The sequence below is a fragment of the Oceanobacillus sp. FSL W7-1304 genome, assembly GCF_037969805.1.
Lineage (GTDB): Bacteria > Bacillota > Bacilli > Bacillales > Amphibacillaceae > Oceanobacillus > Oceanobacillus profundus.
The window spans coordinates 1,652,012-1,670,685 of sequence record NZ_CP150211.1 but is presented as its reverse complement, the minus strand read 5'-3'; the positions used below and the strand labels follow the sequence as shown (position 1 = coordinate 1,670,685).

The following is an 18,674-nucleotide window of genomic DNA, read 5'->3' as shown; positions in this document are numbered from 1 at the left end:
ATTCTATCACACCTTCCTGAAACCAATTGACGACTATTCTTCACTTGATTCTTCGTGTAAAAGCAACATGCCCTCACTCACCTTGTTTACAAACTCCAGTTATATTTTAAATTTTTTAGTAAATACTTTCATATAAAGGAAAATAAGGTGGTGAGGGATTTTTATGGAAAGTCGTAGTTTCCAAATAACCGTAAATGACATTACAATCGAAGCAAAAGATGGGCAATTTATTTTAGAGGCAGCTTTAGAAAGCAATATTTATATTCCCGGTATTTGTTCGTCACAACCAGATCTAGGTATAGGAACTATTCAAACTTGTGACACATGCTTTGTAGAAGTCGATGGGCAATTAAGACGAGCATGTGCGACAAAAGCGGAACCCGATATGGTTGTAAACTCTGTGTCAGAAACAGCAAAAGAAGCACAGTTAGAGGGTATGTCACGTATTCTGAAGGACCATGAGCTTTATTGTACTGTTTGTGACAATAACAATGGAAATTGTGTGGTACATAATACTGCAGAATACTTAGAACTAGAGCACCAAAAATACGAATTTACACCCAAACCGTATCCTCCAGATAATTCACATCCATTTTATCGATATGAGCCTGATCAATGTATCAAATGTGGGTTGTGCGTGGAGGCATGTCAGGACTTGCAAGTAAGTGAAGTGCTTAGCATTGATTGGGATCGGGAACACCCAAGGGTCATTTGGGATAATGATGTGCCAATTAATGAATCTTCTTGTGTATCATGTGGACATTGTGTTTCCGTATGTCCTTGTAACGCTCTAATGGAAAAATCCATGCTCGGTGAAGCTGGGTACATGACGGGAATACCAAATAATATCCTTGAACCAATGATTGATCTAACAAAAGAAGTGGAACCAGGATATAAGGAAATCTTCACCATCTCCAATGTTGAAGCGGCGATGCGTGAAGATCGGATTAAGAAGACAAAAACGGTTTGTACCTATTGTGGGGTAGGTTGTAGTTTTGAAGTATGGACAAAAGGTAGAGATATTCTTAAAGTTCAACCTCAGAGTGATGCACCGGTTAACGGTATTTCTACTTGTGTCAAAGGGAAATTCGGTTGGGATTTTGTGAATAGTGAGGAGCGCCTTACCAAACCATTGATTCGTAAAGGAGATAAATTTCACGAGGCAACCTGGGAAGAAGCGCTGAGCTTAATGGCCGAGAAGTTTATGGAAATTAAAGAAAAAGAAGGTGGCGACAAGCTTGGTTTTATTGCATCTTCTAAATGTACAAACGAGGAAAATTTCCTATTCCAAAAACTAGCTCGTTCCATTTTTCAATCTAATAATGTTGATAATTGCTCGAGATACTGTCAAACTCCTGCATCAGCTGGACTTATGCGCACAGTTGGTATTGGTGGGGATTCTGGAACAATCAAGGACATCGCGGCAGCTGATTTAGTAATGGTTGTTGGTGCAAATCCTTCCGAATCCCATCCCGTATTGGCAACAAGGGTGAAACGGGCACATAAATTACATGGTCAGAAACTGATCGTATCAGATTTGCGGAAGAATGAACTGGCTGATAGAGCTGATTTATACATTCATCCAAAACCAGGAACAGACTTAGTATGGCTGTCAGCTGTTACGAAGTATATTTTTGATCAAGGATGGGAAGATGAAGCGTTTTTACAAAAACGTGTTAATCAAGTAGAGGAGTATAAACAATCATTAGAAAAATTTACGCTTGATTATGCGGAAAAAGTGACAGGTATCTCGAAAGATACATTAATACAAGTAGCGGAAATGATACACGAATCAAACGGTACATGTATCCTTTGGGCTATGGGTGTTACACAACACCTTGGTGGTACAGACACAAGTACCGCAATTGCTAACCTTTTATTGGTCACAGGAAATTTTGGTAAACCTGCAGCAGGTGCTTATCCGCTTCGTGGTCACAATAATGTACAGGGAGCAAGTGATTTTGGAACGATGCCAAACTGGCTGCCAGGATATGAACCAATTGAAAATGATTTAGTACGTGGACGCTATGAAAAAGCATGGGGAACAAAGCTGCCTAAAGATCCTGGTCTGGATAACCACCAAATCGTGGATGGTATTATGGATGGCAACATAAAAGGCATGTACTTATTCGGTGAAGAAATGGCATTGGTTGATTCCAATATTAATTTCGTACATGAAGCATTTGAAAAACTGGAATTCTTCGTGGTGCAAGATATTTTCTTCTCTAAAACGGCCCAATTCGCAGATATTGTTTTACCAGCTGCTCCTAGTTTGGAAAAGGAAGGTACTTTTGTAAACACAGAAAGAAGAATCCAACGCTTTTACCAAGTATTAGAACCATTAGGTGATTGTAAACCAGACTGGCAAATCTTCCAGGAATTTGCAAATAAATGTGGAGCTGACTGGAAGTATGAACACCCATCAGAAATTATGGCGGAAGTAGCTAAATTAGCTCCTATTTTCGCAGGTGTAAGCTATGATCTTCTTGAAGGGTGGGATAGCCAAATTTGGCCTGTTAAACCAAACGGAGAAAGCACACCATTGCTATATGAAGAAGAATTTAAATCTAAAGATGGTAAAGCAAAATTATTCCCAGTTGATTGGACTCCACCAATGGAGTTTGGGAAAGAATTTGATCTTCACCTAAACAATGGACGACTTTTGGAACAATTTCATGAAGGCAATATGACTAATAAATCAGCCGGAATTAATCAGATGGTTTCCGAGCCATGGCTTGAGGTTTCGAAAGAACTAGCAGAAGAAAGAAATGTCGAGACCGGTTCACTCGTCCGTCTCATTTCCCCTTATGGAAAGGTGAAAGTGCGTGTATTGGTATCTGAAAGAGTAACGGGGAATGAACTGTACCTGCCTATGAATACCGTGGAATACGAAAAAGCAGTAAATGCGTTAACAAGCAGTTACTATGACAAAGACACACATACACCAAATTATAAAGAGGCACAAGTAAGAATGGAAGTGCTCGAGAAAACAGGCGAATCTCCATTGCCAAAAAATAATCACCGTTTCGGTAATCCACAACCACATATCGGTGTAGAAGTAGAGAAAAAATGGAGAAGAGATGATTTTACGCCGATACCTGAAGTGATAAGAAGAGAGGGTGGTTTACGTGGCAAGGGCAATAAGGCAAATTGAGAAAAAACAACTTAGTGAAGAGGAAGAACGTGCACAAGACCTGCAAGCTATAATTAAACAAATTGCGGAAAACCGTGAAGCTATTGAAGATACCCTTATTATATTAAAAGAACTCCATGATTTTGGAGTTCTTGATATGCTCAAAGGTTTGCTGCGCACACGTGAAAAAGTAGGCGCAATTGCCGTTGAACAACTGAACCAAACTGGGATGCATAATATTATCAAAAATGGAATGAGCACCATTCAATTGCTTTCCGATATGGATCCCGATCAAATAAAGGCAATCTTTAATGGGGTAAATAAAGGATTAGAAAGAATGACAGAAGCCTCCAATTACAATGAAAATATTGGAATGTGGAACCTCTATAAGTCAACAAAAGATATTGAAGTAAGAAATTCCCTTAATGCGATGATTCAATTTTTAAGTGGTATGGGTGAAGGATTATCTCAAAAACATACTTCTTAAGTGAAGGTGATGAAAATGATAACACATAAACTTTCTATTCCAGATCTAAAAAAGGAAGATGAAAGGAAAGTAAGCGATGCCTTGCATGACGTGTGGGGAGTTCGCAATATTAAAATTAATACGCAAACCAATGAAGCGATTATTTCTTATGACGAGGATGCAGGATCACTAATCGATTTCGAACAAGCAGTAAAAGACCTAGGTTATGAAGTAAATAAACTGGAGGATGACATGTAAAAGTGTATGTTCAAATAGGAGGATAAAAAGACCTAGAAGTTCGAGGTGGTGAAGTTTTGAGTACCGGGCTACCACAGGATGTGGTGACTTCGACGTTCGACCAGGACGTGTCGTTTTTTAGTCGAAGGTCCTTGTTCTCGACGTGTCATTTTTACCGGACTTTTTGAACAACCTCTAAAAGGGAGGTTTTTCATTTGCCTAGAATTTGTGAAGTATGTGGCAGGGAAGAGGAAACCGAAAAAGAACAGCGCCCATATAGAATATTAGACGTTTGTTCGGATTGCGCGGATAACCTTATCCACCCTACTTCGCTGCAAACTGATGAAAACCCAGGTATAGAATAAACCTGGGTTTTTTGATGTTTTAAGCAAGCGTTCTCAGATCCCTTTAGTAGTTCTCCTATGTGTTTAAACCTTTTCACGAATATATGCTAAATAATATAATCCACCTACGAAAAAAGCTCCTCCAACAGCATTTCCAAGAAAAACAGCTACGAAATTTATCAAATACTCTCCCCAGGTAAAATACCCGGCAAAGATAGCGGCTGGGATAACAAACATATTTGCAACAACGTGCTGAAACCCGATTGCTACAAAGGCCATAATTGGAAACCAAATACCAAGGATTTTGCCTGTAACATCATCGGCTGCGTAGCAAAGCCATACTGCCAAACAAACCAGCCAATTAGCACCAATACCGGATAGAAACGCAAGCATAAATGGATCCGCTATTTTTGCCTCAGCAATGGCAACGGTCGCTTCTAGATAAGGGCCAGTTTCTGTTAAGCCTAGAAGATGACCAAAGAAATATGCAACAAATATAGAACCAATAAAATTAGTAATAGCCACAATGGTCCAGTTCTTAATTAAGTATGTTGTTTTAATTTTACCTGCAAATCTTGCTGTTGTTACAGCCATCATGTTTCCTGTTAATAGCTCTCCACCGGCCAATAGTACAAAAATAAGACCCACAGGGAAGACAGATGCTCCAATAAATGATCCCATTGATCCCCAAATTTCCACTGGAAGATTACCTGTAACCCGAATATCTAACAAAAAACCAAAAGCGACAAATGCTCCTGCTAAAAATCCCAATATGGATTGAGTTAAAATCGGCAAATTTGCCTTTTTTGCACCGTGTTCAACAGCAAGTCTAGCCGTTTTCTTTGGGGGATTAAATGCCATTTATATCACCTATCCTCTTCTTTTAATAGCAGAGATAATCTTATTATTTTCAAGGCTAGGCTAATCATACATAAGTTAAAACCCCAGAAATTATGATTATTGAACTGAAAGGGAATTTTACAAGCCATAGGCTATATAGTTAAAGCTGAATGGACAAATTGAGCAGTTTAATATAAGAAGTATTTTCAATACGAATCAATAATTGTACAATTGATATTGTTGTGATGGTTTTGTTTCTTCGCTCAGAAATTAACTATTGACCTTGGAGTTTTCTCCAATGTTATTATTTTTATGGGAGGATTGCTGCTATGCAAATTAAAGACTTTGCTGCAAAATACCATATTCAACCGGATACTGTTCGTTACTATGAGAAGGAAAATATTTTAGTTCCGAAAAGGCGGGAAAATGGTTACCGGGAATATGATGTAGCCTGCGAGAAACAGTTACAATTTATTATTGTATTAAAGCAATTAGGTTTTACCATTAAAGAGATTCAACAAGTACTTCTGTTAAGAGATCAACCAATTTCAATCGAATGCAACGTTTCTACCGTCTCGTTATTAGATGAAAAAATGATTAACCTTGAAGAAAAGATTCGGTTCTATCAGCAAGCATTAAAAGTAGTGCATCGAATTAAGGAATTAATCAACGAAGGAAAATACGAAAGAAACAAAGAAGTTATTGAAGAATTATTGTTTGGATTTTTCAATAATATTCAATCGGGGGGATTTAATGACTAATCAGCGAATGGTTCGAATAGAAAATGGAATTGCTTTTGTATTCTCATTTTACATGTATGTTTTGCTGGATTTTCCAATATGGTTATTTTTTGTGCTGTTATTTGTTCCCGATATTACAATGATTGGATATGCATGGAACAATAAAGTAGGTGCAACCGTTTATAACATTGGTCATAGTTTTATATTGCCTTTATTATTTATTTTTTGCTCGGTCATTTTCGCAAAAGATTTCTTGCTTTTATTATCTATCATTTGGTTTGCACATATCTTTATGGATCGATTATTCAGCTATGGATTAAAGTATTCCGATGAATTTAAGCATACACATATACAAGAGATTTAAGGATATTTATGTATATAAAAGACGGAGCTTGGTGAAAAGTATATAATCAAAAGATAAATCTAAATGAAGTCGTTTATGCAAATTGCTCCAGAAAGTTTAGGTCTTTTCTTTCCTTTCTCACAAAGTCATATCACGAAAGAGCTGACAGTTGCAGTTATGCAGATAGGAAAGTTCTATACTTTCCTATCTGCCAAGCAAGGTAAGGAATGTGGGTTATATGCCATGGAACTTCCACTCGAGCACTACTCGAGCACTGCCTGAAAACGTTCATTTTATAAGTTATTTTCATGTTTTCTTATGTCGGCTATACAACATGAAAAATCAATTCAAGCTTTCCTCTGTTTCTTTAACTGGAAACCAACCTTGAACCTCTAAAATTAATTTCCACAATGGTGTTGGGATGACTGCGTTTTGTTGATCATTTTCTGTTAGGTGATGAATAATCGTGTCTTCTTGATCAGCATTTGCTTTCTCAACCCAATGTGGGTCAACGACAATAGCTCGTCCAAGTGCGACAAATTCTGTCTTTCCTTTTTCTAACACACGTGCAGCATCATCCGGTGTATGCACATTGCCGACACCGATTACTGGCACACGCCCGTCAACATATTCAGCAATTAACTCGGTACGGGATTTATCGCTAACAATGCCTCGGCGGGATTTTGCCCATGCATTCGTCGTTGCAATATGCAAATAATCAATGTCTGCCTGAATTAAGTCATCCATTAAAGCAAATGTTTCCTTCATCGTGATTCCTGGTGTTTCTGGCTCTTCCGGTGAAAAACGATAACCGATTAGGAATGGTTTTGTTGCATGTTTTTGGACGACTTGTTTTACTTCTTCGATTAATTTTAATGCGAATAGGTGACGACCCTCAAATTCATCTGTTCTTAAGTTAGAATGTGGTGAAACAAACTGCTGAAGTAAGTAACCTGTTGCTCCATGCAGCTCAACACCATCAAATCCAGCCTCAATTGCACGGCGTGTTGCCTCACCAAAATCTGTGATAATTTCATAAACTTCTTCTGTTGTTAATGCTCGAGGTGCTTGATCGATACTATAAAATCCGCGATCTCCAAGAGGCGGAACTGCACTAGCACTAACGGTTTCACCATTTGGAGTAAGCCGAGGTACTGCTAAACGGCCACCATGATAAAGTTGAACAATCCCTTTTGCTCCACCGGCGTGGATAACTTCAGCAAGCTTCGTAAGACCATCAATTGTCCCATCGTGATCGATACTCATTTGGCCATCAAAGCCCTTACCATTTTTGGAAATATAGGCACAAGCAGTAATGATTGTACCTATCCCATTTGCGCGTTCTTTATAATAATCAATCTCTTCTTGTGAAACATAGTCATTGCTATCTGCAGAAAAAGTCGTCATTGGTGCCATCGTCAACCGATTCCTTACATGGACACCATTTTTAAATGTAAAGTCTTGAAATAAGTGCTGAACATTGCTTTTCATGTTATTCCTCCGTTATATAAATTAATGTATATTATCTAAAGCCTCTAATTCTTGTGTGATTGCTTTACTACCGACATTTAGTTTTAAAGCAATTTGTTTGACACTGCTACGTGATAGTTGATCTGTTGGTGCCGCAATAGCTAATGCAGCAATGACTTTCTTATTGCGAAAAACTGGTACAGCAACGCAACGGAGACCAACAGCTCGTTCTTCGTCATCAAAAGCGTATCCATCTTCATGTATCGCCTTTAAATGATAACGAAATAATTGGGAGTCTTGAAACGTATTGACTGTGGCAGGATCCAGTGCCATTTTATCGAGTAGGGGAGTTAATTTAGCATCATCTAAATGTGCTAAAATGACTTTGCCTAAAGCAGATAGATGTAATTTAGAGCGGTTACCCATTTCTTCGTCTGCTGATTGCTGGAAAGGAGCGTGTAATACCTGGGTCATAACTAAGTCGGTACCATCTACTTTTCCTAAATAGGTACTCATTTGCAGGTTTTCTGCTGCTTGGTAAATGGAACGTAAAGATGTCCAGCCCTTTGAGGAGCGTTTTTCAGATTCATCAAGGAAAACCTTTGGATTAAAGAAATACGATGTTTGAATTTTATAGATATACTTCATTTCTTCTAAGGTCGTTAATAATCGGAATGCTGTAGACTTACTTAAATGAAGCTCCTTCATCACCTCTGCTAAAGTAATTCCCTCATTTTGTTTAACCAGTTCTAATACGAGAAGTCCTTTTCTTAATGTAGAAACTTGATTTTGTGCCATTTTTATCACCCCGTCTTCTGTAGTATAGGTGTTTGGATAGTTTACTACAAAATAATCATAGTGAGTTTCATTATTTGAAACTTTACCAAGAATATTTGTAGTTTTTACATGTAGAAATTATGCTATAGCTACTCAAATACAAGGAGGGAAAAACATGAATTATACAAAGCTAAAGAAATCAAATTTGGAAATATCGGCGATTGGACTTGGTACAAATGCTGTTGGTGGTCATAATCTATTCCAAAATTTAAATGAACAAGATGGAAAAGATTTAGTAAGGGAAGCACTTAACCTTGGGGTAACATTTATTGATACTGCTGACATTTACGGTCTTGGACGTTCGGAAGAATTAGTTGGTGAAGCATTAAAAGAATTTAAACGTGATGATTTTGTTATTGCAACAAAGGGAGCACAAAACTTTACGAATTTAGATGATGTGAAAACAGATAATCGTCCTGAATATTTAAGGGAAGCAGTTGAGAAAAGTTTACAAAGGCTGCAATTAGACTATGTAGACTTATATTATTTGCACTTCCCAGATAATAAAACGCCTTTTTCCGAATCAATTGGTGAGTTAGCGCGTCTAAAGGAAGAAGGAAAAATTCGGTCGATTGGGGTTTCAAATCTATCTATTGAGCAGTTAAAAGAAGCGAATGCACATGGTGACATTTCTGTCTTGCAATCACCATACAATATGCTGGATCGATCTGCTGAGGAAGCATTATTGCCATACACAAGAGAAAATAATATTTCATTTATTCCATATGGTCCATTAGCATTTGGATTACTAGGCGGAGGATTTACAAAGGAGACTAAATTAGATGCGGGTGATTGGCGCCAGTCTGTTCCATTGTTCCAAGGAGAGCAGTATATTCAAACGCTTGATAAAGTAGATGAATTAAACAAGTTTGCTGTACGTAAGGATACGAACTTGCCGAATTTAGCACTAGCATGGCTGCTTGCTCAGGAAGGCGTAGATGCAGTAATTCCAGGTGGAAAACGCAAAGAGAGAATTCGCGAAAATGTTAAAGCAAGTGACATTCGATTATCGAAAGAAGAGCTACAAGCAATCGATGAAATTTTAAATAAAAACGAGTAAGAAGAAAAAGGGTTGTCCTCCAAAATCAGCCAACATGATTTTGGAGGACAACCCTTCCTTATGATTAAGTGGATTTCCAATCTGTCATTTCTCAGATTCGGATTGAAACCAATCTTGTGACCAGCTCTCGATCGTTCGCAATATTGGCTCCATTGAACGCCCTTTTTCTGTTAAAGAGTATTCAATAATCACTGGTGTATCTGGTATAACTTCACGTTTCACGATATCTTGCTTTTCTAAATCCTTTAAACGGTCGGATAATACTTTTCCACTTATGCCGATAGCTGATTGGATTTCACTAAAACGTTGTGTTCCTAGCAATAATTGATAAACTACTAATGCCGTCCACCTTTGACTTAACAGTGAGATGGCTTTTTCAAACTTTGGACAGATTGTTGGTTGTGCCAATTATATTCACCTCGCTTACTTTAAGTATAACATAAAAATTCATTTTGTTATAAAAATAAAATTTATTACTTGACAATATGTAGTTCTGATTATAAACTTAGTTACATAAAGTAATCTTATTAAAAAGATGTTATAAATGAATAAAATACAATGTTTAATTCTAAACAACTGCTGAAGAATTAGGCTTATTTTAGCAAACAAACTATTTAATTGAATTAAAAACGAGGAGGATGATTATGGGGTTCCATACTAAACCAACGACATTCGTTGGCCATGTCAACATAAAGGTAGAAAATTTAGCAAGGTCTTTACAGTACTATCAAGAAATAATTGGTTTCGATATATTAGAACAAACAGCTAATACAGCAAAATTAACAACAGACGGGAAGACGAGCATCTTATCATTAACGCAACCAAAAGATGTTATTCCAAAACAAGGAAGAACGACTGGGTTGTATCATTTTGCCCTGCTATTGCCTGAGAAAAAAGATTTGGCTAATATTGTTGTGCATTTTTCAGAAAAAGGTATTCGTTTTGGTTCCTCAGACCACCTTGTAAGCGAAGCACTTTATTTACATGACCCTGATGGAAACGAAATTGAAATCTATATTGATCGTAATCCATCAGAATGGAGTTGGACTGATGAAGAAGTTGCAATGGCAGTTGACCCATTGGATTTTGAAAGGTTACTAAAGAATCGTGTACCAGGTGAAACATGGGAAGGACTGCCTGAAGACACACTAATGGGGCATATCCATTTACATGTTTCTGAATTAGACAAGACAGAGGAATTTTATGTGAAAGGTCTTGGATTTGATGTTGTGAATCGTTATGGAAGACAGGCGCTATTCCTATCAAAAGACAACTATCATCATCATATTGGCGTCAATACATGGAATGGAGTTGGAGCACCGAAGCCAGCTGAAAACAGTGTAGGTATGGAATTCTATACACTTGTTTTACCGAATGAAGAAGCGATTAAGGAAACAGTCGCTAACTTGAAAAAAATCGGCGTTTCGGTAACTGAAGAAGCAGGAAGAAGAATGACGTATGATCCGTCCGGAAATCGGATTGAGTTAACGATCTAAGAGGTGGAAGAAGCATTGTCAACATTAAAAGAAAATGGGATTGAAATAGGGATTTACACACTTGCGGATATAGGACCAGATCCCATCACTGGAAAAACAATCAGCATGAAACAGCGAATAGATGAAATTATTAAAGCGGCAAAGCTGGCAGAAGAAGCCGGTCTGGATGTATTTGGGATAGGGGAGCATCATCGCTTAGATTATGCGGTTTCCTCACCAGCTGTGGTATTAGCTGCTATTGCTAATGCGACAAATCAGATTCGATTAACGAGCGCTACCAGTGTTATCAGCACACTTGACCCTGTTCGCTTATTTGAAGACTTTGCTACATTGGATTTAATTTCAAATGGACGTGCAGAAATTTTAGCTGGACGAGGAGCTTTTATCGAATCTTTCCCATTGTTTGGTTATGATACAAATGATTATAATGAACTGTTTAGCGAGCATATGGATTTACTTTTAAAGCTCAATGAAAATGAAATCGTTTCGTGGAATGGAAAGTTTCGTTCAGCATTAAAAAATGCGGAAATTTCACCACGTCCTGTACAAAGGAAATTGCCAATTTGGATTGGAGTTGGCGGGACACCGGAAAGTGCTGCTCGTGCGGGGAGACTCGGTGTAGGTATGGCGATCGCGATATTGGGTGGAGATCCAATGCGTTTTAAGCCGTTGGTTGATATCTATCGCAAGGCAGGATTGGAGGCGGGACATTCTCCAGATACATTAACAGTTGGTGTGACAGGGCATACTTACCTTGCTGAAACAACAGAAGAAGCGAGGGATGAGTTTTATCCGTATTACGCCAACTACTGGAATTATGTCAATCGTCAGCGTGGCATGGGAACGCGAATGTCTAGAAGTGACTTTGAACAGGTTGCCAGTCCCGAAACAGCATTATTTGTTGGAAGTCCAGAACTAATTGTTGAGAAAATCCTCAGGCAGCATGAGTTATACGGACACACACGTTTTCTGGCGCAAATCGATATTGGTGGACTGCCGTTTGAAAAAGTACAGAAAAATATAGAGTTACTTGCAACTGAGGTTGTTCCAAGGTTAACGAAAGCGATGAGTCAAGGTAAATAATTTATGTATAGCGTGGTTACGATAAAATTCATTCAACTAAAATTGGAGGAATAAAAAATGAATATTGCAGTTATCGGTGCTAGTGGAAAAGCCGGGAAATTAATTTTAAATGAGGCGATGGATCGTGGACATCAAGTTACGGCTATCGTAAGAGATGCTTCAAAGCTAGCCGTTAAAAATATTACCATCATCGAAAAAAATATTTTTGATCTGAACACAGAAGACCTTCATAAATTTGATGTAATTGTAAATGCATTCGGTGCCCCACTTGGTGAAGAGCAAGCACATGTTGATGCTGGACATCACCTAATCAAGCTACTGCATGAAACAAACGCTAGATTAATCGTTGTCGGAGGAGCTGGGAGTCTTTATGCTGATGAAAACAAAACAATCCGCATAATCGATACGCCAGATTTTCCAGATGTATTTAAACCAACTGCAAATGGGCAGGCACGAAATTTAAAAGAATTACAGGAGACAGATAAATTAGCATGGACGTTTGTCAGCCCTTCCGCTATATTTGATGCAGAGGGAGAACGAACAGGTTCCTACAAAACAGGAAAAGATGTCTTGCTTCTTAATGAAGCAGGTCAAAGCTATATTAGCTATGCAGATTTTGCTATTGCAATTGTCGATGAAATGGAAGATGCAAAACACGTAAATGAAAGATTTACGGTTGTAAGTGAATAATTGATAAATGATTAAAAAGCTGGAGCCATATGGTTCCAGCTTTTTAATTGCTTAATCAAATAAGTAGTAATTAACTCTTTGTACAGCGGAACGAGCTTTATGCCGTCACCTAAATTTGAGTAAATTTGTATTGATTTTTACTCGTTTTGATCAGTGAAAAGGAATACAATATAAATAAGAGTTTCTTTTTCTGATAGAATAATATTATTACTTGCCCTAAAATATATAAACGATTTTGAATAGATATAACAGAAATACACGAATACGGGGACGGGAAGAAGATCCGGAAACTATAAAGATAAAAATAAAATTCAGGTGGGAGTAATGTGAGAGAGATTAGCTTAATAAATTGGTTGTTAGAAGTTGATGTAAATCAGACAAAAGAATTATATAGGGAAAATGTAGAGGTTTGCGAATGTTTATACTGCGAAAACTACATGGTTATGTGCAAACATTTAGATTCTACTATCATTGACATTTTTAACCTACTGGGAATTCAACCATCCATGCCAAACAATTTATCGGAATTCGGAAAAATGGAAGATGGGCTGCACTTATATATGGGGAATTATCCTATAGTTGGCAGACTAGTAGAGGGCGAATATTGTACGGATTCTTCATGGGATGATACAACTACCACTACAATTAAAAACTTCACATTTGGATTTGGTAAGGGTTCATTTTTATTACAAGATAGGTCGACTCATCCGTTCATACAATTAGAATTTGAAGCTAGAATTCCTTGGGGGTTACACGAAGAACCGGAGGATTGATTTTACGAGGGTATTATTTGCGATAGTAATAATTGAGGGTTCAGAAAATCTTTTTAGTTAAAAGAGGAGAATTATTCAATGGACAATTACTGATTTTACTATCGTATATCCTAAAAGACTTTAAAAAAGAGACCTACTATAAAAGGAGTGAACACGTGAAAAATCATCTTTTACTAGGAGCGGGTGTGATGGTGATTGCCCTGGTGATAATGGCAGTAATCTATCATCAGAGTTCAAATCGAGTCTCGCTCCCACAATCAGCTCTGGTAAATAATTCGCAGGAAAACAGCTTAGATGAAATAGAACAAGCGCAACCAGAGCAATTACAACCTGTTACCGTTGACGATGCTGTTACGTATTCTTTACAAAATGATCAGCTTAACCTTCGTTTTAATAATGGCGAGGATTGGGTTGAGGTTCCGGTTGAGAAGAACCAGCTATTTACTGGTGAGTATAATGGGAGCGAGCAGGAGCTAATTGATAATAGCTATGTTCTGACGGAAGAGCGAGTTGGTTTTCTCTATTCGGAAGGAACCGATTGGGAAGCACAACAAATCGTTTTTCTTTTTTCTGTCGATCAGGGTGAAACATGGGAGAAATCTGTTGTAACTGAACCATTTTCGGTAATGCGTTTTAGAAAAGTAGATTTTTTAAACGATCGTTTTGGGTATGCAATTATCTCTGGTGGTCGAACCATGTCTCAAGAATATTCCGCAGTCTTTCTAACACATGACGGAGGAAAGAGCTGGGAAGAAACAACCTATACAGAAGTGACAAGACTTATTTCGGATGGTGGCTTTGTGGATGAAACTACAGGTTTCCTGTCCTATGGAACGATTAATCCGGTAGAACCGATGCTTTATGTTACTGAGGATGGGGGAAATACGTGGAATCAGGCATCCATTATTATGCCAGAGGAATATCATGAGGTCTTTGTAATCGCAGAAATTCCAGTAAAAGAGGGAGAGCGGCTGAAGATGTTGATAAATCAAGGGCCAACCGGAGATTATGCAGGCGGACTTGTCAAAGGGGAATTTATCTCAACGGATAACGGTCAAACATGGGATTTTTCAAAGGAGGTTCCGCCAGATGAAGCAGAACACGAGTAAATGGAAAAAAGTTATGGGATGGATGTTATTTCTCGTAGCAATTGGCTTTTTCTGTATGCAAATAGGATACCTTGTCCTTCACGAAAGATTCCAAGTAGAGTATGTGGATAATCGGTTATTCTATATCATAAATATCGTTTGTTTGGTTTGTCTAACGTTAGCGATCTTACTGCTTCTTCAATCAACTAGAAAATTTATAATGAGTATCTCCAGCATTTCGGCACTTCTTATTATCGGGCATGTTTTTCTGCTGATTAGCAGCAACAATGAGATTAAAAATATCACAAGCATATCGCCTGATTGGAAGCATGTTCTCTCCATTAAAGAGAATATGGAAAGTGGTGAAGCTATTTATTATCGATCCTATTATGGTATTCTTGCTCGTCCAAAGGAAGTATTGCCAGAACAGACAATAGGTGAATATCAAGTTGAATGGTTAGCGGAAGATGTTGGAGCAGTTACGTATAAAGCAGCAAATAATACAACACAGCAGTTCATTGCTACTTATGGAGATCGTGGAAGTGGCATTTCCTATTATTATGTTGGAGCACAAACACATGGCAACTGGCAAGGCGATAACGTTGAGCTGGTTAGCGGTCCCGAGGGAATTACTGTGACCGAGAATGGAGAAGCAGAAATATTCCAATGGGATGATATACATCAGTTTGGGACACTTGCCATTGTTTTAAAAAAGAATGGTGAAGCAGCTTGGACGATCGCATTACATGAAAATTTTCAAGTAGATACAGGAACAATAGAAGCGAACGAAGGCAATATTCTTTTATACAAAGCAACTATGGAGAATGCTGAGCCAATCGTATTATCAAGATCCTAACAAGATAGTTATTCTCCTAATGAAATATGAATTACAACAATTGATTAAAGGGGATGACGTAAATATAGTACAAATAATATTGCTTATGTTGTTGCAAAACATGGTGTGGTAGGTATGACAAAGGTAGCTGCACTAGAAAATGGGGATTAAAATATCCGCGTTAACTCTGTAGCGCCAGAAGCAATTAATACACCTGTTAAGAGGTGCTATAGAGGAAACCGGTCAAACAGAAGAGGAATTTGTACAAGCAAGTCTATAGTTAGCTTCTGATCAGTCTTCTTATGTAACTGGAACCGTTATTCATGCAGATGCTGGTTACACATGCCGTTAAATCAATAAAGAGATCCCCGTACCTAGGAAAGGTACGGGGATCACGTTTACTTATAGCTGCAAAAAGTCATTTAAGAATATAACATTTCTTTATCTCGAACAGGCTGATTAGAAATTTTGTTTAAAATGTAATGATAATAATCAGCTTTAATGCTTGCGATTTCACCTGTGCCAAATTCTACACCTGGTGCAGAGTTTACTTCAAATAAGTAAAGCTCTCCATGCTTATCAATTCCAATGTCAATACCCATGGAAGTAGCTTGCTTCGATAATTTCTCAATTTTATATGGCAGCGTCTTTCCTATCCGTTTAATTGAATCTCGGATTGCTTTCCAGTTCTCCCCGTAGTTTGCTTTTAAGAAGGGTGTTAACGTACTGACACTACCACCCTGCGCTACATTCGAAACGACCTTTTGGTTCGTTCCGATCCTAACGAGGTAAATAGGGACACTCCACTCGCCGTTTCCATTCTTTTCAAGTCGAATTCTGCAATCAAAAGGATCACCAGCTTCTGATTTGGACTCTATATATTTTTGAAACAAATAGATCTTTGGGTTAATCTGGTTCTCAAAAAAATCTTTTAGTTCCGTTAAAGAAATGTTTCTTTCCTGATTTTCATAGCTCAGTATATAGCTGTCATCTTTCATAGAAATCAGAAATATACCCTCGCCCTTTTGTCCATTTCGAGGTTTTGCTATAATTTCTTTATGTTCATTTAAGAAGCTATAAAACGCTTCGAAATGTTGAGCAGTTTGGGAAGGAATGAGTAAGTGTTTAAATTCTCCATCATCTCCCAACATTTTATATACCTTTTCTTTCGAGCCGAATTTACCATAGCTAGATAGAATGCTTCTTTCCTTTAAAAATTTCATTTCTTCTTTATATTTATAGCAATAGCTGCTTAAATCAATAAATGGAGGGATAGAAATATCTTTTTTTACCCACTTGTTATGCTTTAGTATTTTTCCGTGAATAATTTCCTCTTCCATATTGATCTCGGTTGGATGACAATAAATTAAGTCAATACCATAATATTTAGCAGCTTTTGATAGTAGTCTTGCGAATTTTGCTGGTTTTCTACGATTACGCATAAAGCAAATTTCCAACGTCACACACTTCCTCTCTCTTAAGGAAATTCCAGTTTGAAATGAATGATACACTATATACTACCCTAAATTGCAACCATGACAAACAGGTATAAGTTAACAATGTGATGAAAATTATTGCAAGTTAATGATGGATGTTTCAATGGTATAACAGAATAGGAAGAGTTAGGAATGGGAGGAAATATATGGTTATTAACAAATGGAATTTTGAATTTAAAGCGTTTTTAATAACAAAATAAATTTAGTAACTTGACAGATGGGATATAACATGATAAACGTGTAGAGGATAATCTTTAATGGCAAGTTTATAAGGTTGTCGCAATATCGAAACCTAATTATGTTAAATAAAGTAGGTTTCAATTAAAATTAAGTGAAGTTACTGTAAAGATATTGTAAGATTAACTTGAGTGTTAAAATAAGGTAAATACAATGCACTGCCGATTAATTTAGTTGGTTTAGAGGAGGAATTGGACATGTCAGAAGAGAATAAAACAGCAAATGTTGATAAGAAGGTAAGCGAAGGGGATAAAATCCAAATCGTAAAAGGTGAACAAAAGGGAAAAACCGGAGAGGTCCTCATGATTCGTGAAAACTCTGTAATCGTTAAAATTGGTGATCATAAAGGAACTGGAGAACCAATTAAAACAGTTGTAAACCATAAAAATTATAAACGGATGAAATAAGTATTGGTTGAAAAATATTCTAATAACTAAAGATTAACTGAAAGTGGATCGTAATAAATACAACGATCCACTTTCAGTTAATGCGCCCGCTTAGAGGGAAAGAGCCCTATTTCCAATTGAATCCCCTTGGATAATTTTTACAAACCTTGTCGAAGCAGGAGAAAGTGGAACACTCTTTAAGAAACAGATTCCAATACTTCTTTTCGGTATCTCTTCTTCTAATTTCACTTCATATAATAAACCGCTATTCAAATAACTAAAGGAAAATTCTCTTGTTACACATGCAATCCCTAAATTTATTTTGGCGAATTCCAATAACAAATTATACGAGCCTAATTCCATTTCAGGTGCGATTGTTATTCCTTTTGATTTCAACTGATTTTCTACATATCTTCTTGAATTAGACTTTGGTTCGAGAAATATTAAAGGGAGCTTTACTAATTCTTTGAAGCTCAATGGCTTGGATAAAATATATTTAAACTTTTCCCCGCAAACAAAGATGTCATGGGTATCCATACAAGGGATTTGCTCAAATGTTGGATCGTTCAGCGGGAAATTACAAAGAATAATGTCGACTTCTCCTGACTTTAAAGCTGAAGAAAGCTCTAAAGTCGTTCCGTTAACAATATGAAATTTAATTTTAGGATACTTATGACGAAAATCTTCTAAATATGGAAGTAAGAAATGCTGGGAAATTGTATCCCCCACTCCGACCTTTAACTCTCCTGTCGTTAAATTTTTAAATTCTAATATTTTTTCCTCTCCAGCATCAATTAAATTAATTGCGGAATTTGCGTATTCGAATAAAAGCTCGCCTTCAAGTGTCAATGTTACGCCTTTGGGGGTTCTCTTGAAAAGTCGGGTATCCAAATCTCTTTCTAACTGCATAATTGCCTGACTTACAGCTGGCTGTGTCATATAAAGGCTTTCAGCTGCCTTCGAGAAACTATTCGTTTTTCCTACTTTGCAAAATATCTTATATAAATCTAATTTGCTAGCCATATAAGTGCTCCTTATATCTGATATTAGTTATATTCATTTTACTTATATCATTAATACCATGTATATTACAAGTAAAGAGATACATAATGACATTAAC

General features: G+C 37.2%; 21 protein-coding genes. 15 read left to right on the top strand and 6 right to left on the bottom strand.

Annotation, left to right across the window (positions count from 1 at the left end; translation table 11 throughout):
• Positions 1 to 163: 163 nt before the first annotated feature.
• From fdhF to NYE61_RS08395, 4 genes are all read left to right on the top strand, one after another.
• Entirely contained in the window at positions 164 to 3,154 is a 2,991-nt protein-coding gene (fdhF, locus tag NYE61_RS08410) for a formate dehydrogenase subunit alpha (RefSeq protein WP_251659633.1), read from the top strand.
• On the top strand, positions 3,129 to 3,620 hold the full coding sequence (locus tag NYE61_RS08405; protein WP_251659635.1) for a hypothetical protein: 492 nt from the start codon (positions 3,129 to 3,131) through the stop codon (positions 3,618 to 3,620). Before fdhF ends, NYE61_RS08405 begins: the two co-directional genes overlap by 26 nt.
• 15 nt (positions 3,621 to 3,635) lie before the next feature.
• A complete protein-coding gene (locus NYE61_RS08400) occupies positions 3,636 to 3,857 on the top strand; it encodes a heavy-metal-associated domain-containing protein (RefSeq protein WP_251659637.1) in 222 nt (73 codons plus the stop codon).
• Between the two features lie 194 nt (positions 3,858 to 4,051).
• A complete protein-coding gene (locus tag NYE61_RS08395; RefSeq protein ID WP_158586313.1) occupies positions 4,052 to 4,201 on the top strand; it encodes a hypothetical protein in 150 nt (49 codons plus the stop codon).
• Between the two features lie 63 nt (positions 4,202 to 4,264).
• On the opposite strand, the gene NYE61_RS08390 is transcribed toward NYE61_RS08395, so the two are convergent.
• The gene (locus NYE61_RS08390; RefSeq protein WP_095313783.1) at positions 4,265 to 5,041 is read right to left on the bottom strand and encodes a formate/nitrite transporter family protein; all 777 of its coding nucleotides are present in this window, start codon (positions 5,039 to 5,041) and stop codon (positions 4,265 to 4,267) included.
• A 308-nt stretch (positions 5,042 to 5,349) separates the two neighbouring features.
• On the opposite strand from NYE61_RS08390, the gene NYE61_RS08385 reads away from it, so the two are divergent.
• The 3 genes from NYE61_RS08385 to NYE61_RS08375 all read left to right on the top strand — a co-directional run bounded on the left by NYE61_RS08385 (position 5,350) and on the right by NYE61_RS08375 (position 6,385).
• Positions 5,350 to 5,781, top strand: coding sequence for a MerR family transcriptional regulator (locus tag NYE61_RS08385; RefSeq protein WP_095313781.1), 432 nt, complete (start codon positions 5,350 to 5,352; stop codon positions 5,779 to 5,781).
• Positions 5,774 to 6,124, top strand: a complete 351-nt coding sequence (locus NYE61_RS08380; protein WP_095313780.1) for a DUF4260 domain-containing protein — start codon at positions 5,774 to 5,776, stop codon at positions 6,122 to 6,124. Before NYE61_RS08385 ends, NYE61_RS08380 begins: the two co-directional genes overlap by 8 nt.
• 63 nt (positions 6,125 to 6,187) lie before the next feature.
• Positions 6,188 to 6,385, top strand: coding sequence for a hypothetical protein (locus NYE61_RS08375; RefSeq protein ID WP_251659641.1), 198 nt, complete (start codon positions 6,188 to 6,190; stop codon positions 6,383 to 6,385).
• A gap of 60 nt (positions 6,386 to 6,445) precedes the next feature.
• On the opposite strand, the gene NYE61_RS08370 is transcribed toward NYE61_RS08375, so the two are convergent.
• Both NYE61_RS08370 and NYE61_RS08365 read right to left on the bottom strand, forming a co-directional pair.
• On the bottom strand, positions 6,446 to 7,594 hold the full coding sequence (locus NYE61_RS08370; protein WP_303447670.1) for an NADH-dependent flavin oxidoreductase: 1,149 nt from the start codon (positions 7,592 to 7,594) through the stop codon (positions 6,446 to 6,448).
• A 21-nt stretch (positions 7,595 to 7,615) separates the two neighbouring features.
• Complete coding sequence (locus NYE61_RS08365) at positions 7,616 to 8,371, bottom strand: IclR family transcriptional regulator C-terminal domain-containing protein (RefSeq protein ID WP_303447669.1); 756 nt, start codon at positions 8,369 to 8,371, stop codon at positions 7,616 to 7,618.
• Positions 8,372 to 8,525: 154 nt separating this feature from the next.
• On the opposite strand from NYE61_RS08365, the gene NYE61_RS08360 reads away from it, so the two are divergent.
• Positions 8,526 to 9,470 (top strand): aldo/keto reductase, encoded by a 945-nt coding sequence (locus NYE61_RS08360; RefSeq protein ID WP_303447668.1) that lies wholly within the window; start codon positions 8,526 to 8,528, stop codon positions 9,468 to 9,470.
• Positions 9,471 to 9,554: 84 nt separating this feature from the next.
• Here NYE61_RS08360 and NYE61_RS08355 read toward each other — a convergent pair whose 3' ends face one another.
• Positions 9,555 to 9,878 carry a helix-turn-helix domain-containing protein gene (locus NYE61_RS08355; RefSeq protein ID WP_303447667.1) on the bottom strand — a complete coding sequence of 108 codons (324 nt, stop codon included), beginning with the start codon at positions 9,876 to 9,878 and terminating at the stop codon, positions 9,555 to 9,557.
• 236 nt (positions 9,879 to 10,114) lie between these two features.
• Here NYE61_RS08355 and NYE61_RS08350 point away from each other — a divergent pair, with 236 nt between their 5' ends.
• From NYE61_RS08350 to NYE61_RS08325, 6 genes are all read left to right on the top strand, one after another.
• Positions 10,115 to 10,966, top strand: coding sequence for a VOC family protein (locus NYE61_RS08350; protein ID WP_303447666.1), 852 nt, complete (start codon positions 10,115 to 10,117; stop codon positions 10,964 to 10,966).
• Between the two features lie 15 nt (positions 10,967 to 10,981).
• On the top strand, positions 10,982 to 12,049 hold the full coding sequence (locus NYE61_RS08345; protein WP_303447665.1) for an LLM class flavin-dependent oxidoreductase: 1,068 nt from the start codon (positions 10,982 to 10,984) through the stop codon (positions 12,047 to 12,049).
• A 57-nt stretch (positions 12,050 to 12,106) separates the two neighbouring features.
• The gene (locus NYE61_RS08340; RefSeq protein ID WP_095313770.1) at positions 12,107 to 12,739 is read left to right on the top strand and encodes an NAD(P)-dependent oxidoreductase; all 633 of its coding nucleotides are present in this window, start codon (positions 12,107 to 12,109) and stop codon (positions 12,737 to 12,739) included.
• 326 nt (positions 12,740 to 13,065) lie between these two features.
• A complete protein-coding gene (locus NYE61_RS08335; protein WP_303447664.1) occupies positions 13,066 to 13,512 on the top strand; it encodes a hypothetical protein in 447 nt (148 codons plus the stop codon).
• A 155-nt stretch (positions 13,513 to 13,667) separates the two neighbouring features.
• Complete coding sequence (locus NYE61_RS08330) at positions 13,668 to 14,621, top strand: sialidase family protein (protein ID WP_303447663.1); 954 nt, start codon at positions 13,668 to 13,670, stop codon at positions 14,619 to 14,621.
• A complete protein-coding gene (locus NYE61_RS08325) occupies positions 14,602 to 15,456 on the top strand; it encodes a hypothetical protein (RefSeq protein ID WP_303447661.1) in 855 nt (284 codons plus the stop codon). Before NYE61_RS08330 ends, NYE61_RS08325 begins: the two co-directional genes overlap by 20 nt.
• Positions 15,457 to 15,857: 401 nt before the next feature.
• Here the strand turns inward: NYE61_RS08325 and NYE61_RS08320 are convergent, their stop codons facing one another.
• Positions 15,858 to 16,877, bottom strand: coding sequence for a YheC/YheD family protein (locus NYE61_RS08320; RefSeq protein ID WP_303447659.1), 1,020 nt, complete (start codon positions 16,875 to 16,877; stop codon positions 15,858 to 15,860).
• Between the two features lie 488 nt (positions 16,878 to 17,365).
• Between NYE61_RS08320 and NYE61_RS08315 the strand changes: the two genes are divergently transcribed.
• Positions 17,366 to 17,575 carry a DUF2187 family protein gene (locus NYE61_RS08315; protein WP_095313761.1) on the top strand — a complete coding sequence of 70 codons (210 nt, stop codon included), beginning with the start codon at positions 17,366 to 17,368 and terminating at the stop codon, positions 17,573 to 17,575.
• 90 nt (positions 17,576 to 17,665) lie between these two features.
• Here NYE61_RS08315 and NYE61_RS08310 read toward each other — a convergent pair whose 3' ends face one another.
• On the bottom strand, positions 17,666 to 18,577 hold the full coding sequence (locus NYE61_RS08310; RefSeq protein ID WP_303447658.1) for a LysR family transcriptional regulator: 912 nt from the start codon (positions 18,575 to 18,577) through the stop codon (positions 17,666 to 17,668).
• Positions 18,578 to 18,674: the final 97 nt, after the last annotated feature.